This window comes from Actinomadura sp. NPDC048021, assembly GCF_040653135.1.
Classification (GTDB): Bacteria; Actinomycetota; Actinomycetes; order Streptosporangiales; family Streptosporangiaceae; genus Spirillospora; species Spirillospora verrucosospora.
In genome coordinates this window covers 36,473-51,514 of record NZ_JBEZJQ010000012.1, presented here as the reverse complement: position 1 = coordinate 51,514, position 15,042 = coordinate 36,473, and the positions used below count along the sequence as shown (strand labels likewise).

Below are 15,042 nucleotides of genomic sequence, written 5' to 3'. Positions count from 1 at the left end.
ACGGTCTCGGCGGAGGCGCCCGCCGCGCATCGGGCCACCGGCCACATTGGCGAAAGGCGCTTGTAGCCTGCGGGATTACGCCTCCGGGCCAATGTGCCGGGACGGGGGCGGCGGTTACGATCGGCGCATGTCAGCCCTGCCGGTGCGCCGCGTGAGCCGCGGCGCGGGGACGGTTCTCGCCTGGAGCGGCGCCGCCGTGTACCCGGTGGTCGTGTTCCTCACGTTCTCCCACGGGAGGTCCGCCTTCCAGCAGCTGGAGATCCCCGTCGCGGCCGGGCTCACGGTCCTCGTGCTGTCCCTGCTGCGGCGGCGGGCTCTCGCCGCGCACGCGATCCTGCTCCTCGCCTGGGTCTTCGCCATGGTGTCGCTGCCGTCCGGGGCGGTCGCCGGCCTGCTGGTCCTCATCACCGACGTCTCGTCCGGCTACATCGCGGCGACCCGCCCGCGGAAGGTCTCCGTCCCCGTCGGCGCCGCGACGGGCGTCCTCCAGGCCGCGGCCGTCACCGCCTTCCTGAACGCCGACGAGATCCTGTTGATGACGATCCTGCTGGCGGCGGCCGTCACGTACATGACGGGGAACTCCCTTCGGACGCGGCGCGCGCACGCCGAGGTGATGCGGGAGCAGGCCACCGCGCAGGCCGTCGCGGCCGAACGGCTCCGGATCGCGCGGGAGCTGCACGACATGGTCGCCCACAGCATCGGGATCATCGCGATCCAGGCGGGCGTGGGCGGGCGGGTCATCGACACCCAGCCCGCCGAGGCCCGCAACGCGCTGGACGCCATCGAGGCCACCAGCCGCGACACCCTGTCGGGGCTGCGCAGGATGCTCACCGCCCTGCGCAGGGACGACCCCGGCGCCGCGCCGCTCGGGCCCGCCCCCGGCCTGGACGACCTCGCCCGCCTCGCCGAGGCCGCGGGGGACGCGGGCGTCGCGGTCGACGTCCGCACGTCGGGCGAGCCGAGGGCGCTGCCGCCGGACGTCGACCTGTCCGCCTACCGGATCGTCCAGGAGGCGGTCACGAACGTCGTCCGGCACGCGGGCACCGACCGCTGCCGGGTGACGATCGGCTACGGCGACGGCGAGCTGGCCGTCGAGATCGAGGACGACGGGGCCGGCGGCGTGGTCGGCACCGGGTACGGCCTCGTCGGGATGCGGGAGCGGGTCGCCCTGCTGCGCGGCGAGTTCGCCGCGGGCCCGCGGCCCGGCGGGGGGTTCCGGGTGGCGGCGCGGATCCCGGCGCCGGCGGCCGCATGACGGTCCGCGTCCTGCTGGCCGACGACCAGCCGCTGATCCGCGCCGGGCTGCGCGTCCTGATCGCCGACACCCCCGACCTGGAGATCGCGGGCGAGGCCGGGACGGGCGCCGATGCGGTCCGCCTCGCGGCGGACCTGGCCCCGGACGTGGTCGTGATGGACATCCGCATGCCCGACATGGACGGCATCGAGGCCACCCGCCGGATCCGCGGCGCGGGGCCCGGCACCGCCCGCGTGCTGATGCTGACGACCTTCGACGACGACGACTACGTCTACGGCTCACTCCGGGCGGGCGCTAGCGGCTTCCTCGTCAAGGACATGGCGCTGGAGGAGATCCTCGCGGCGATCCGCGTCGTCGCGGCCGGGGACGCCCTGATCGCGCCGAGCGTCACCCGCCGGCTGATCGAGGAGTTCGCGGCGCGTCCGCGACCGGCCGCGGGGCGCCCCCGGCACGTGGAGGGCGTCACCGAGCGCGAGCGGGAGGTGCTGACCCTGGTCGGGCGCGGCCTGTCCAACCAGGAGATCGCCGCGGAGCTGGTGATCAGCGTGGCCACCGCGAAGGCGCACGTCGCGCGGCTGCTCGCCAAGCTCGCCGCCCGCGACCGCGTCCAGCTCGTCATCATCGCCTACGAGTCCGGCCTCGTCGCGCCCCCTACGGGCGGTAGTACTACCTGACGTGGTCAGTGCGGTGGCCGTCGGATAATCTGGGACGCGTGAAGGGTCTGGGAGAGCTTGAACGCACGGTCATGGAGGTCCTGTGGGCGCGGCAGGAAGCCGGGCACCAGGCGGCCACCGCGCGCGACGTGAGCCGTGCCCTCGCCGACGACCGGGACCTCGCGCACACCACGGTCATGACCGTCCTCGACAGGCTCGCGAAGAAGGGCTTCCTGGAACGCGAGCGCGACGGCCGCGCCTGGCGCTACCACCCGGTGGCGAGCCGCGAGATGTACGTCACCGAGCTGATGCTCGGGGCCCTGAACGAGACCGGTGACCGCGACGCGGCGCTCGCGCACTTCGTCCGCTCCGTGTCGCGGGACGAGATCGACGTGATCCGCCAGACCCTCGCGGGCCTCACCGGTAAGGAACCTCCGGCATGACCGGCACCGCCCTGCTCGCATTGATCTCACTGGGGACCGTCGGCGGGGCGCACCTGCTGTCCCGGGCCCGGTGGACGTGGCGCACGCCCCGGATCGGGATCGCGCTCTGGCAGGCCCTCGGGCTGTGCTGGGGCGTCGCCACGATCGGCGCCCTGCTCGGGCTCGCCCTCCTGCCGTACCGCAAGGGCGTCCTCGGCGGGCTGCCCGGCCTGTACGACGACCAGGCGGCCCGGCTCAACCCGGCGCAGGTGGCGGCCCTGCTCGCCGCGATCAGCCTGACCGGCGTGCTGCTGGTCATGCTGATGTTCGCGGTGCTGCGGGTCGTGCGGGCCCGGCGGCGGCACCGGGCCCTGCTCGCGCTGGTGTCGCGCCGCGACTCCTCGGTGCCCGGCACCCTCGTCCTCGACCACCCCGGCGCCGCGGCGTACTGCGTGCCGGGCGTCCGCTCGTCCAAGGTCGTCGTCAGCGCCGGGACGCTGGAGCTGCTCGACCGCGGCGAGCTGGCCGCGGTGCTCGCGCACGAGCGCGCGCACGCCCGCGAGCGCCACGACCTGGTGCTGCTGCCGTTCGCGTCGCTGCGCCAGGTCTTCCCGCAGTTCCGGCTGGTCGGGCGGTGCCTGGACGCGGTGGAGCTGCTGATCGAGATGGCCGCCGACGACCGCGCCCGGCACGGCCGGCCGCCGCGCGAGCTGGCGACCGCGCTGCTGCGCTTCGCGGCCGCCCGCCCGGCCGCCGCGCCGTCCGGCACGCTCGGCGTCGCCTCCCACAGCGACATCCCGGTGATGGCGCGGGTGAACCGGCTGCTGGAGCCGGAGCCGCTGCCCCGCCGGACCCGCCTCGCCGCGTCGGTCGCCGTCCCGGTCATCGCCGTCCTCCCGCTGCTGCTCCTGGTCCTGCCGCACTAGTCTTTTCGCAGTCCCGGCCCACTTCGCTCGCCTGGCGGCTCGCTGCGTGACCGGGCCTGGGCGAACGCGGCATCGCTTCGCGATCTGCCCGGCTCCGCTCGCCTCCGGCTTCGCTCCACCGGGCAGGTCACGCGTTCGCGCGCGCGGCCAGGGCCACTTCGGGACCGGCCCTGGCCCCGCGGCAGCGCCGCCCGCCCGTGCCGCTAGTCGGCCAGGACCGTGCCGTAGAGGCGGGCGACGCGCAGGCGGATGACCAGCCGTCGGTCCTTCACCATCTGCTCCAGGAACGCCCGCTCGTCCGCCGGGTCGTCGAAGCCCGGCGTCATCGCGAGCAGCTCGCGCCCGGTCGCGTCCCCGGGCTCCTCGCTGACGGCGGACAGCTCCGCGGCGCCCTCGGCGACCGCGAACGACAGGTGGCCGGGGCCGGAGGCGTGCAGGGCGGCGCGCGGGTCGCGCCGGAGCTGCTTCACCTTCGCCCGATCGGCCGTCGTGGAGATCCGCACGACGCGCTCGTCCGGGTCCCACGTGTAGACGACCGTGGAGACGTGGGGGTGGCCGCTCTTCCGGTTCGTGGCGAGGACGCCGAACTGCTGCTCGCCGAGGAGGCGGGACAGCTCGTCCTCGCCGACGGGCTTGGGGCCGGGTCCCTGGCCGGGGCCGTACTCGGTCATCGTGATCTCCTTCAGGTGGTGGTGGGGTCAGACGGTGGTGGGGACGGACTCGACGGGCGCGGCGGCGGCCACCGGCGCCGGGCGGCGGAGGACGAGCAGCGACACCGCGAGCGCGGCGACCAGCAGGCCGGCCGAGACGGTGAACGCCAGGTGGTAGCCGCCGGTGAGGGCGGCGGCGGTGTCCCGCCCGTCCGCCCGCAGGGACGCGACACGGGACGCCGCGAGCGTGGTCATGACCGCGACGCCGAGCGCCATCCCGACCTGCTGGACGGTGTTGAACAGGCCGGACGCCAGGCCCGCGTCCTCGGGACGGGCGCTGGACATGCCGAGCCCGGTCAGGGACGGCAGCACGAGCCCGCCGCCGGCGATCAGCACGAAGACCGGGAGCAGGTCGGTGACGTAGTCCGCGTCCACCGGGACGGTCGTGAGCCAGGCCATCGCGCCGATGAGCAGGACGAGCCCGGCGACCAGCACGAAGCGCTCGCCGAAGCGGTTGGAGAGCCGGGCGGAGGCCAGCAGCGACACCGCGCCGATCGAGACGGCGGCGGGGAGCATCGCGAGGCCGGTGCCGAGCGCGCTGTAGCCGAGGACCTGCTGCATGTAGAGGGCGACGATCACCTGGAACGAGAACATCGCCGACAGGGTCAGCAGCTGGACGACGTAGGCGCCGGACACGTTGCGGGAGCGCAGGATCCGCAGCGGCATCAGCGGGGTCGCGGCGCGGGACTGGCGGACGGCGAACCCGGCGAGCAGCAGCAGCGACACGGCGCCGAGGCCGAGCGTGTGCGCCGAGAGCCAGCCGAACCGCTCGACCTTGACGACCGTGTAGATGCCGAGCATCAGCCCGGACGTGACGAGCGCCGCGCCCACGACGTCGGCGCCGGCGGCCAGGCCGGCGCCCCGGTCGCGGGGGAGCGCGGGGAGGGCGAGCAGCATCACGGCGAGGCCGATCGGCAGGTTGATCAGGAAGATCCAGTGCCAGCTCAGCGCGTCGGTGAGCACGCCGCCGAGCACCTGCCCGATGGAGGCGCCGGCCGCGCCGGTGAAGCTGAACACCCCGATCGCCTTCGTCCGTTCGCGGGGGTCGGCGAACAGCGTCACGAGGATGCCGAGCACGACGGCGGAGGCGAGGGCGCTGCCGACGCCCTGCAGGAACCGGGCGGCGATCAGCAGGCCGGACGAGGTGGCGGCGCCCGCCAGCACCGACGCCGCGGTGAAGACGGCGTTCCCGGCGAGGAACAGCGTGCGGCGGCCGACGAGGTCGCCGAGCCGTCCGGCGAGGAGCAGCAGGCCGCCGAGGGGGATCAGGTAGGCGTTCATGATCCAGCTGAGCCCGGCGGGCGAGAAGCCGAGGTCGTCCTGGATGGCGGGGGCGGCGACCGTGACGATGCTGCCGTCGAGGATGGTCATCAGCATCGTGGCCGACAGCACGCCGAGCGCCGCCCATCGGGAGCGGAGCGGGGAGAGCGAGAGGGAGGGCATTGGTCATCTCCTGTCGGGAGGTACAGGAGAGACCGTAGCAGATAGTTTTGTTACAGACGATCTGGGACGGGCTTATTTCTGGCGCTCGCGGGCCCGCCGGGCCGGCGCCGACGCCTCCGGCGGGGTGGCCAGATGCCCGGTGACCAGGGTGTTCAGTGCGCGGACGAGAGCCTCGCGCTGGTCGTCCGGCAGCGAGCCGAGGGCCGCCGCGTGGACGCCGTCCACGATCTCCTGGCTGCGGGCGGCGACCCGCGCGCCCTCCTCGGTGACGGCGATGATCCGGGCCCGCCGGTCCCGGGACGAGGGGCGCCGCTCGGCGAGCCCGGCCTTCTCCAGCGCGTCCACGGTCACGACCATGGTGGTCTTGTCCATGTCGCCGATCTCGGCGAGCTGGATCTGGGTGCGCTCCTCCTCCAGCGCGTGCACCAGGACGCAGTGCATGCGCGGCGTCAGCCCGATCTCCGCGAGCGCCGCGGTCATGCGGCCGCGCAGCACGTGGCTGGTGTGGTCGAGCAGGAAGGACAGGTCCGTCTGCGTGCGGGCGGGGGCCATCGAGGTCATGCGCCCAGCCTACCCAAGATGGTTCCGTTCTAGATTATCTGGCAGCCCGCACATCCGATGGAGTAGCATCGAGGGGTGAAGCGCACCGCATGTCTCGGCTGGTGGCCGTCCTAGGACGGCCACAACGACGCATGCGATCGGGCCGTCCGCTGGACGGCCCTTTCTCCTCCTCGGCGAACCGGGACCGGACCGGCGGACGGCCGGACCCGACGAGGAGGACCCCATGGACACCACCCCTGAAGCCCGCAGCCGCGAGCTGGAAGAACGCATCGCGGTCGACCCCGGAGCCTTCCGGATCCTGACCGGCGACCGCCCCACCGGCCCGCTGCACCTCGGGCACTACTTCGGCACCCTGGCCAACCGGGTGCGGCTCCAGCGCGCGGGCGTGGAGCTGTTCGTCCTCGTGGCCGACTACCAGGTGCTCACCGACCGGGACGTCGCCGACCACCTGTCGGAGTACGTCGAGGGCCTGGTCGCCGACTACCTCGCGGCGGGGATCGACCCGGCCAAGGCGACGATCTTCCGGCACAGCTCCGTCCCCGCGCTGAACCAGCTCATGCTGCCGTTCCTGTCGCTGGTGTCGATCGCGGAGCTGAGCCGCAACCCCACGGTGAAGGACGAGATCGCGACGTCCCGGCAGGCGGCCGTCAGCGGGCTGATGTTCACCTACCCCGTCCACCAGGCCGCCGACATCCTGTTCTGCAAGGCCAACCTGGTGCCCGTCGGCCGGGACCAGCTCCCGCACCAGGAGATCACCCGGACCGTCGCGCGCCGCTTCAACGAGCGCTACGGGCCCGTCTTCCCGGTGCCGGACGCCCTGCTGTCGTCCGCGCCGCTCCTGCTCGGAACCGACGGCCGCAAGATGAGCAAGAGCCGCGGCAACGCCGTCGCGCTCTCCGCCACCGAGGACGAGACGGCGCGGCTGATCAGGCGGGCCGTGACCGACGCCGACCGGACCATCGCCTACGCGCCCGAGACCCGCCCGGAGGTCTCCGGGCTGGTGCTGCTCGCCGCGCTCTGCCAGGACCGCGACCCGCACGCCGTCGCCGCCGAGATCGGCGACGGCGGCTCGGCGGCGCTGAAGAAGGTCGTGACCGACTCGGTCAACGAGTTCCTGCGCCCGATCCGCGCCCGCCGCGCCGAGCTGGCCGCCGACCGCGCGTACCTGCGCCAGGTTCTGGCGGAGGGCGATGAGCGCGCCAACGCGATCGCGGACCGCACGCTGGCGGAGGTCAGGGAGGCGATGGCGTCGTGAGGAGCGGGGCGCCCTAGCGGGGGGCGAGGCCGTTGAGGACGGTCGCGACGAGGTCGTCCACGACGTCCGGCGCCACGCGGTGCGCGAGGCCCTGGCCCTGGAACAGCACCGACAGCACCGGCTCGTGGCACGCGCCGACGATCAGCGAGGCCGCCGCCTCGACCCGGGCCTGCGGGGCGAGGCGGCCGAGGTCGCGCTCGCCGCGCAGGTAGGCGGCGAGCCGGTCCCGCCAGGTGTCGCCCCCGCCGCTCAGCGCCGCGAACCGGGCGAGGACGGCCGGGTGCCCGACCAGCCCGGCCAGCGCGGGCAGCATCCCGTCGTGCAGGGCGAGACCGTACGCCACGTACGCGCGCAGGTTCTCCTCGACCGTGCCGGCGCCGGGCTCGGGCAGGGGGCCGAGCGGCCGCGCGACCGACTCGGCGTGCGCCCGCAGCGCGTGCGCGAGCAGCTCCTCCTTGTCGGCGAAGTGGTTGTAGAGGACGCCGTCGGCGACGCCGGCCTCCCGCGCGATCGCCCGGACGGTCAGGCCCGCCGTCCCGCGCTCGGCGATCATCCGCTCGGCCGTGGCGATCAGGTGGTCGCGCAGGGTGCGGTCGCCGGCGCCCAGCGCCGCCGCTCTTCGAGGTGACATCACCCCGCATCGTAATGAGCGGCCCCGGACCCGTGCGCGGCGAGTCCGGGCGGGGGCCGCCGCCCGGTGGCGCGCCTCATCGCCGTGCCGTGACCAGCCACGCGGTGGCGCGCAGGCGGACGGCGCCGTCGCGCTCGAAGGAGCGCATCGCCTCGACGAGGGCGTCGCGCACCTCCTCGCCCGCGCCGTAGTTGTGGCGGATCGGCCCCCACCCGGCGAAGAACTCCCCGGCGTCGCGGGCGTCCCGTCCCCAGACCTGTTCGGCCTCGACCCTGCGGCTGGACACGTCGTGGAAACCCGCGCCGCCGAGAACCTCCTCGACGCGGTCGGGGTCGGAGAGCGACAGCGGGCCGCCGTGCCCGACGGGCGGACGGTCGAGGGGCGGGAGCGCGGCCGCGAGGGCCGCCATGTCGCTCTCGGCGGGGGGCGTCATGCACAGGAACGCCAGCCGGCCGCCCTCGCGCAGGGCCCGCCGGACGTTGCCGAACGCGGCGACCGGGTCCGTGAAGAACATGATCCCGAACCGGCTGAGGGCGACGTCGAAGCCGGCCGCGGGGAACGGGTGCACCTGCGCGTCGCCCCGCTCGAAGGCCACGTTCGCGACGCCCTCCCTCCCGGCGAGGGAGCGGGCGCGGGCGAGCATCGGCCGGGACAGGTCGACGCCCGTCGCGCTGCCGAGGGACGCCCGCCTCGCCGCGAGCCGGGTGATCTGCCCGTTCCCGCAGCCGATGTCGAGGACCCGGTCGCGCGGCCCGATCCGCGCCGCCTCCAGCAGGGCGTCGTTGAACCCGCCGTTCATGGCGTCGTACCGGTCGTGGTTCTCGGCCCAGTGCTCGCCCTCGTACCCGTTCCACGCCTCCGCCTGGTGGGTGTTGACGATCTCCGTCATCCGGCCTCCTTCATGTGAACACTTGTTCATGAACGTGTGTTCATAATGGAGGCGGACGGCGGCCGGGTCAAGGCCGCCGGTTCCCAGACGTAGAACGGAATTCTTCGTTCCGCTAGGATGGCGGGCATGGAGACGGCACGAGAGCCCATGAGCGGGCGGAAGGCACAGGCCGCCCGCAACGACGAGCTGATCAAGGAGGCGGCGCGGGCGGTGTTCACCGCCGACCCCGGAGCGCCGATCTCGGCGGTGGCCGAGCACGCCGGGGTGGGGATCAGCGCGCTGTACCGGCGGTACAAGAGCAAGGAGGACCTGCTCCAGAAGCTGGCCGACGAGGGCATGGACCGCTACCTCGCCGAGGTGGAGGCGGCCCTGGACGACGACGGCGACGCGTGGGAGGCGTTCGCCGCGTTCATGCGCCGCTGCCTGGACATCGGAGCGGGCTCGCTCACCATGCGGCTGGCGGGCGGCTTCGAGGTCACCGAGGACATGAGCCGCAAGGGCCGGGAGATCCACGTCGCGACGCGGCGGCTGCTGGAGCGCACCCGGGAGGCGGGCGCGCTGCGCCCCGAGATCGAGGTCGGCGACGTCTCGGTGATCCTCGAACACCTGCACGGCATCCGGATCGGGGACGACGAGCGGATGAACCGGCTGCGGCACCGCTACCTGGCGCTGTTCCTGGACGCCCTGAACCTCGCGGACCGGCCGGAACCGCCCGGTCCCGCGCCGAGCTGGCAGGAGCTGGTCACCCGCTATGACGACTGAGCTGGGACGACGCGCGCTCAACCGCGCACTGCTGGCCCGCCAGCTCCTGCTGGAGCGGCACGCCATGCCCGCGCTGGAGGCGATCGAGCATCTGGTCGGCCTGCAGGCGCAGGCCCCGAACCCGCCCCACATCGGGCTGTGGACGCGGCTCGCGGACTACGCGCTCGACGAGGCCGGGGAGCTGATCGCCGACCGCCGGGCGCTGCGGATGGTCCTGATGCGCGGGACGCTGCACCTGGTCAGCGCCCGCGACGCCCGCGCGCTGCGGCCGATCACCCAGGTCATCCTCGACAACTATCTGAAGGCGCGGGCGGCCGAACTGGGGCACCTCGACCTGGAGGCCGTCACGGCGTGGGCGCGGGCCCTGCTGGAGGAGGAGCCGCGCTCCGACAAGGATCTGCGCGCGCTGCTGGCCGAACGGTGGCCGGACGAGGACCCGGCGCTATTGGCGTGGGCCGTCCGCTGCCGGCTGCCGCTCGTGCAGGTCCCGCCGCGGGGGATCTGGGGCTCGTCCGGGACCGCCCGGCACACGACGCTGGAGAACTGGCTCGGACCCGCGGCGCCCGACCCGTCCCTGGACGACCTCGTGCGGCGCTACCTGGGGGCGTTCGGGCCCGCGAGCGTCCAGGACGTCCAGCAGTGGGCCGGGCTCACGCGCCTCGGCGAGGTCGTCGAGCGGCTCGGGCCGGAGCTGGTGACCTTCCGCGACGAGGACGGCAGGACGCTGTACGACCTGCCGGACGCGCCGCGCCCCGGTGCCGGCGCGGAGGCGCCGGTCCGGTTCGTCCCCGACTTCGACAACCTGCTGCTGTCCCACGCCGACCGGGCGCGGATCATCTCCGAGGAGCACCGCAAGCGCGTCTTCACCGTCAACGGCATCATCCGGGCGACGTTCCTCGTGGACGGCTTCGTCCACGGCATGTGGAAGATCGAGAAGGGGCGCGGCGAGGCGGTCCTGCGGATCGAGCCGTTCGCCCCCGTCCCGGCGCCGGAGCGCGCCGCGCTGGAGGAGGAGGGCATGCGCCTGCTCGCCGCCGCGCACCCCAAGGCGAAGTCGCACGGCGTGGAGTTCGTCTAGCCCTCGCGGGCGCACGGCGCCTCGCGGTTCGGGTCGAGGGATCCCAGGAGGGCGTGCAGGATCTCGCGGTAGGCCAGCATCTGCTCGCGGGTGAGCGGGTCGAACAGGTGGCGCCTGACCTCGGCGACGTGGCCCGGCGCCGCCTTCGCGAGGACGGCGAAGCCCTCGTCGGTGAGGTGGGCGATCGTGGTGCGCCGGTCGGCGGCGGGCTTGCACCGGCTCACCCAGCCGGCCTCCTCCAGCCGGTTCACCGCGTGCGACAGGCGGCTCGGGGACGAGTGGACGATCTCGGCGAGCTCGGTCATCGTCAGCGCGCGGCCGGGCGCCTCCGACAGCATCGCCAGGATCATGTAGTAGGCGTGCGGCAGGCCCGAGTCGCGCTGGAGCTGGCGGTCGAGCGCCTCGCCGAGCAGCCGGGACGTCCACAGGAAGGCGCGCCAGGTCTCCTGCTCGTCGTCGTCGAGCCAGCGCGGCTCGGCCGTCGTCCCGCCGGTCGCCTCGCCGGTGGTCTCGCCGGTCATCGTCTCGTCGGTCGTCGTCCCGTCGCCGGTCATCGTCTCGGCCATGCCTCCACTCTACCCGGCATTTGAACCCTCAAGACTTGAAAGTTCAATGATGTCGAGTATGGTTGAACTCTCAAGTAAGGGGAGGGTGGACATGACCAGGATGCCGGTGCTCTATCTCAGCCACGGCGCGCCTCCGCTGGCCGACGACGACCGGTGGACCGCCGAGCTGGCCCGCTGGTCGGCGGAACTGCCGAGGCCGGAGGCGATCCTCATGGTGTCGGCGCACTGGGAGGAGGCGCCGCTGAGCATCGGCGCGACCCGGCCGGTGCCGCTCGTGTACGACTTCTGGGGCTTCCCCCAGCGCTACTACGACGTCCGGTACGACGCGCCCGGCGCGCCGGCCCTCGCCGACGACGTGCGCAAGCTGATCCCCGGCGTCCACCAGGACGAGGAGCGGGGGCTGGACCACGGCGCGTACGTCCCGCTCGTGGAGATGTACCCGGACGCCGACGTCCCCGTGCTGCAGATGTCGATGCCCACCCTGGAGCCCGAGCGGCTCTTCGAGATCGGGCGGAGCCTCGCGCCGCTGCGCGACCAGGGCGTCCTCATCGTCGGGAGCGGTTTCACCACGCACAACCTGCGGGAGATGCGCCCGGACCCGGACGCGGCGCCGCCCGCCTGGTCGGCGGAGTTCGACGAGTGGACGGACCGGGCCGTGCGGGGCGGCGACGTCGACTCCCTGCTCGACTTCCGCGCCAAGGCCCCGGCGGCGCGCATCGCGCACCCCCGGACGGAGCACTTCGCGCCCCTGTTCGTGGCGCTCGGCGCCGACGCCGACGCCGCCTCGGGACGGCGGTCGGTCATCGACGGCTACTGGCTCGGACTGGCCAAGCGCTCGTTCCAGTTCGGCTGACCGGGAGGTCAGTCGGTCCGGACGGGCACGTCCATCCGCGCGAAACCGGTGCGCCAGGACGCGACCCGCGGCTTCCAGCCGAGGCTCAGCGCCCTGGCGTTGGACGCCGGACGGCCCGTCGCCGCCGCGTGCTTGCCGGCGCTGCCCGGGCTGGGCGCGCCGAGCGCCGCGCTGTAGACCGGCAGCCAGTCCGCCGTGGTCGCCGGCTCGTCGTCGACGATGTTGACGGGCCCGGCCGGCCACTCCAGCGCGGCGAGCGCCGCCGACGCCGCGTCGTCGACGTGCACGAACGACGTCCAGGACGGCGCCTCGCGCAGGCCGCCCGCCCGCACCCGCTCGGCGATCGCGCCGTCGGGGGCGTACCAGGTGCCGGGGCCGTAGAGCGCCCCGTACCGCAGGACGACGCCGTGCGGCATCTCAGAGACCGCCTGCTCCAGCGCCGCGATGCCCGCGTAGGGCGGCAGGTGCGAGTCGAGCGGGTCGGTCTCGACGGCGGGCGCGTCGCCCGGCACGTACAGCCAGGCGATGCTCTGCGCGACCATCGTCCGCACGCCGGCGGCCTTCGCCGCGTCGACCAGGTTGCGGGTGCCCACGATCCGCAGGTGCGAGTTGGCCTGGAAGTCCTCGGCGCTGAGGTCGGTGAGCTGGTGGACCACGGCGTCGGGGCGCTCGGCCTCCATGACCTCGCGCACCGCGGCGGCGTCGAGCACGTCCAGCACGACCGGCGCGGCCCCGAGGTCGCGGACCATGCCGGTGCGTTCGGTTCGGCGTGTCGTCCCTGCGACCTCGTGGCCCGCCTGGACGAGCAGCGGGATCAGCCGGCGGCCGACTACTCCGGTCGCTCCGGCGAGGAGAATCTTCAAGGGGGTACCTCCGCGACTTTCACGCCATCGTGCATCGTCTGCTGTGGGGTCTGCCAGCACTGGTCACGCCCGGCGTTCCGCATGGACACCCCCCTGCGTCCGGCCGGACGAAGTCGGACGGGCCACACCGCCCCCCGGCGGCTCGTCCGCCATGAGCGTACCGCCGGGAAGCGCCCGAACGCGTTTCGCGTGCGCCGCGGGCGAGAATTCTTGTTCTCTGACGGGATTCGGCACTGCGAAGGATCGGCGGCACATGAAGATCACTCTTGTCCACGGCGACATCACCGAGCAGAGGGTCGGAGCGGTCGTGAACGCGGCGAACTCGTCGCTGCTGGGCGGGAGCGGGGTGGACGGCGCGATCCACCGCAGGGGCGGCCCGGAGATCCTGGAGGAGTGCCGCCGGCTCCGCTCGTCGCACTACGGCGGCGGCCTGCCGACCGGCCAGGCGGTGGCCACGACGGCGGGCCTGCTGCCCGCCGCGTGGGTGATCCACACCGTCGGCCCCGTGTACTCCTCCTCCGAGGACCGCTCCCACCAGCTCGCCTCCTGCTACCGCGAGTCCCTCCGCGTCGCCGACGAGCTGGGCGTCGACTCGATCGCCTTCCCCGCCGTGTCGGCCGGCATCTACGGCTGGCCCGTGGACGATGCCGCCCGCATCGCGGTCGGCACCGTCCGGGGCACCCCGACCCAGGTGATGGACGCCCGCTTCGTCCTGTTCACCGAGGCCGCCTACGACGCCTTCGAGCGTGTCGTGGGAGCGCTCTAGCGCTCCCCGGGGGAACGCTCAGCCCTCGTCGTCGCCCTTCGGCGGCGGCACCACCAGGACCGGGCGGTGGGCATGGTGCAGCACGCGGGTGGACACGCTGCCCAGGATCACCGACCGGGCCCCCGCCAGACCGCGGGAGCCGGTGACGACGAGGGAGGCGTTCAGCTCCTCCGCCACGTCCACGATCGCGGCCCACACCGGCCCGCCGCCGCGCTCGGCGCGCACCGCCACGTCGGTCAGCCCCGCCTTGGCGGCGATGTCGGCGCCCTGCTGGGCGAGCCGCTCGGCCTGCTTCTCCTCCTCGTACTGCTCGCCCTCGTCGATCCTGCCCGCCACGGGCACCGCGGCGGCCAGCGGCGCCCAGGAGATCTGGGTCAGCAGCGGCTCCCACACGGTCATGATCACGGTCGGCCCGGGGCGCAGGTGCCGCGCGACGTACTCCACGGCCGCCCGCGCGTCGTCAGAACCGTCGTATGCGATGAGAACTGTCATACGATCAACTTCTCCACCGCCGCGCGCCGCGAACGCGAACGCGGAGGTCAGTGGCGAATCTCTCAGGCGCGGGACCCGCTCAGCCGCGCGCCGGGGCGCGGCCGGCGCCGGGCGGGCCCGCGAAGGCCTGCGCCACGTCCAGCCAGCGGTCGGCGTCGGGGCCGGTCGCGGTGAGGTCCAGGTCGGCGCGGTGGCGGCGCTGGGTCACCGCGTGGCAGAAGTCGAGGGCGGGGCCGGTGACCGACTGGCGGGCGTCCGGCCGGCCCCAGGTCCACTCGTCGCCGTCCGGTCCTCGCAGGACGACGCGGAACTCCTCGGCCGGGGGCTCCAGGCCCCGGGTGCGGAACGCGAAGTCGCGGGTGCGGACGCCGATGTGCGCGACGTGCCGGAGGCGGGACGTGGGCGCGCGGCGCTCGCCGAGCGCGTCGGCGACGTCCTCGCCGTGCGCCCAGGTCTCCATGAGCCGCGCGGTCGCCATGGACGCGGCGCTCATCGGGGGGCCGAACCAGGGCAGGCGCGTTCCCGGCGGGACGGCGGCCAGCGCCTCCACCATCCGGGCGCGGCTCTCCCGCCAGCGGGCGAGCAGGCGGGCGGGCTCCTCCCGGGCGCCCTCCCGCGCGCCGGCCTCGACGTAGCCGCCGGGGTCGGCCATGGCCTCCTCGACGATCCCCGCGAACGCGGCGGCGTCGGTGGCCGCGACGACCGCCTGCGCGTCCGTCCAGGCCAGGTGCGCGATCTGGTGCGCGATCGTCCAGCCCTCGGCCGGGGTCGGGTCGGCCCACCGGCCGGCGGCCAGCGGCGCGACCAGGGCGTCGACGGAGTCGCCCTCGGCGGCGAGGTCGGCGAGCAGGAGCGTCAGGTCCGGCATCCCGCCATGATCCCGTGCCGGGGGCGGCCGGTACAGGGCCGCACGGAAT

At 74.2% G+C, this 15,042-nt stretch carries 18 protein-coding genes; 9 read left to right on the top strand and 9 right to left on the bottom strand.

The genetic code is table 11. The features are described from left to right. The first annotated feature begins 127 nt into the window (after positions 1-127). Genes AB0C87_RS21010 through AB0C87_RS20995 form a run of 4 tightly spaced genes read left to right on the top strand, consistent with a single transcriptional unit; the run spans position 128 to position 3,256 of the window. Positions 128-1,255, top strand: a complete 1,128-nt coding sequence (locus AB0C87_RS21010; protein WP_360579068.1) for a sensor histidine kinase — start codon at positions 128-130, stop codon at positions 1,253-1,255. Continuing rightward, positions 1,252-1,929, top strand: coding sequence for a response regulator transcription factor (locus tag AB0C87_RS21005; RefSeq protein WP_360579066.1), 678 nt, complete (start codon positions 1,252-1,254; stop codon positions 1,927-1,929). Before AB0C87_RS21010 ends, AB0C87_RS21005 begins: the two co-directional genes overlap by 4 nt. A 38-nt stretch (positions 1,930-1,967) precedes the next feature. Beyond that, entirely contained in the window at positions 1,968-2,351 is a 384-nt protein-coding gene (locus AB0C87_RS21000; protein ID WP_345172950.1) for a BlaI/MecI/CopY family transcriptional regulator, read from the top strand. Then, complete coding sequence (locus AB0C87_RS20995; protein WP_345172952.1) at positions 2,348-3,256, top strand: M56 family metallopeptidase; 909 nt, start codon at positions 2,348-2,350, stop codon at positions 3,254-3,256. Before AB0C87_RS21000 ends, AB0C87_RS20995 begins: the two co-directional genes overlap by 4 nt. Positions 3,257-3,459: 203 nt before the next feature. Here the strand turns inward: AB0C87_RS20995 and AB0C87_RS20990 are convergent, their stop codons facing one another. From AB0C87_RS20990 to AB0C87_RS20980, 3 genes are all read right to left on the bottom strand, one after another. After that, a complete protein-coding gene (locus AB0C87_RS20990; RefSeq protein ID WP_345172955.1) occupies positions 3,460-3,927 on the bottom strand; it encodes a TIGR03618 family F420-dependent PPOX class oxidoreductase in 468 nt (155 codons plus the stop codon). A gap of 27 nt (positions 3,928-3,954) precedes the next feature. Further along, entirely contained in the window at positions 3,955-5,409 is a 1,455-nt protein-coding gene (locus AB0C87_RS20985; RefSeq protein ID WP_360579064.1) for an MFS transporter, read from the bottom strand. A gap of 72 nt (positions 5,410-5,481) precedes the next feature. Continuing rightward, entirely contained in the window at positions 5,482-5,970 is a 489-nt protein-coding gene (locus AB0C87_RS20980; protein WP_345172959.1) for a MarR family winged helix-turn-helix transcriptional regulator, read from the bottom strand. Positions 5,971-6,193: 223 nt separating this feature from the next. Here AB0C87_RS20980 and trpS point away from each other — a divergent pair, with 223 nt between their 5' ends. After that, positions 6,194-7,225, top strand: coding sequence for a tryptophan--tRNA ligase (gene trpS, locus AB0C87_RS20975; protein WP_353831401.1), 1,032 nt, complete (start codon positions 6,194-6,196; stop codon positions 7,223-7,225). A 13-nt stretch (positions 7,226-7,238) separates the two neighbouring features. Here the strand turns inward: trpS and AB0C87_RS20970 are convergent, their stop codons facing one another. After that, positions 7,239-7,856, bottom strand: coding sequence for a TetR family transcriptional regulator (locus AB0C87_RS20970; RefSeq protein WP_360579062.1), 618 nt, complete (start codon positions 7,854-7,856; stop codon positions 7,239-7,241). 76 nt (positions 7,857-7,932) lie between these two features. Then, positions 7,933-8,745, bottom strand: coding sequence for a methyltransferase domain-containing protein (locus tag AB0C87_RS20965; RefSeq protein WP_353831400.1), 813 nt, complete (start codon positions 8,743-8,745; stop codon positions 7,933-7,935). A 126-nt stretch (positions 8,746-8,871) separates the two neighbouring features. Between AB0C87_RS20965 and AB0C87_RS20960 the strand changes: the two genes are divergently transcribed. Together AB0C87_RS20960 and AB0C87_RS20955 are read left to right on the top strand one after the other, a co-directional pair. Further along, positions 8,872-9,507: a TetR/AcrR family transcriptional regulator gene (locus AB0C87_RS20960; protein ID WP_360579059.1), complete on the top strand. Its 636-nt coding sequence runs from the start codon at positions 8,872-8,874 to the stop codon at positions 9,505-9,507. Further along, a complete protein-coding gene (locus AB0C87_RS20955) occupies positions 9,497-10,585 on the top strand; it encodes a winged helix DNA-binding domain-containing protein (RefSeq protein ID WP_360579058.1) in 1,089 nt (362 codons plus the stop codon). Before AB0C87_RS20960 ends, AB0C87_RS20955 begins: the two co-directional genes overlap by 11 nt. On the opposite strand, the gene AB0C87_RS20950 is transcribed toward AB0C87_RS20955, so the two are convergent. Continuing rightward, positions 10,582-11,106, bottom strand: coding sequence for a MarR family transcriptional regulator (locus AB0C87_RS20950; RefSeq protein ID WP_345173123.1), 525 nt, complete (start codon positions 11,104-11,106; stop codon positions 10,582-10,584). The two genes, AB0C87_RS20955 and AB0C87_RS20950, sit on opposite strands and share 4 nt — an antisense overlap. Positions 11,107-11,242: 136 nt before the next feature. Between AB0C87_RS20950 and AB0C87_RS20945 the strand changes: the two genes are divergently transcribed. Then, on the top strand, positions 11,243-12,004 hold the full coding sequence (locus tag AB0C87_RS20945; RefSeq protein WP_345172974.1) for a class III extradiol ring-cleavage dioxygenase: 762 nt from the start codon (positions 11,243-11,245) through the stop codon (positions 12,002-12,004). 8 nt (positions 12,005-12,012) lie between these two features. On the opposite strand, the gene AB0C87_RS20940 is transcribed toward AB0C87_RS20945, so the two are convergent. After that, positions 12,013-12,867 carry an NAD(P)-dependent oxidoreductase gene (locus tag AB0C87_RS20940; protein WP_360349348.1) on the bottom strand — a complete coding sequence of 285 codons (855 nt, stop codon included), beginning with the start codon at positions 12,865-12,867 and terminating at the stop codon, positions 12,013-12,015. Positions 12,868-13,120: 253 nt separating this feature from the next. Between AB0C87_RS20940 and AB0C87_RS20935 the strand changes: the two genes are divergently transcribed. Further along, complete coding sequence (locus AB0C87_RS20935; RefSeq protein ID WP_345172978.1) at positions 13,121-13,633, top strand: O-acetyl-ADP-ribose deacetylase; 513 nt, start codon at positions 13,121-13,123, stop codon at positions 13,631-13,633. An 18-nt stretch (positions 13,634-13,651) separates the two neighbouring features. Here AB0C87_RS20935 and AB0C87_RS20930 read toward each other — a convergent pair whose 3' ends face one another. Next, positions 13,652-14,125 (bottom strand): universal stress protein, encoded by a 474-nt coding sequence (locus AB0C87_RS20930; protein WP_345172980.1) that lies wholly within the window; start codon positions 14,123-14,125, stop codon positions 13,652-13,654. A 79-nt stretch (positions 14,126-14,204) separates the two neighbouring features. Continuing rightward, the gene (locus AB0C87_RS20925; protein WP_360579055.1) at positions 14,205-14,993 is read right to left on the bottom strand and encodes a TIGR03084 family metal-binding protein; all 789 of its coding nucleotides are present in this window, start codon (positions 14,991-14,993) and stop codon (positions 14,205-14,207) included. Between the last annotated feature and the right edge of the window lie 49 nt (positions 14,994-15,042).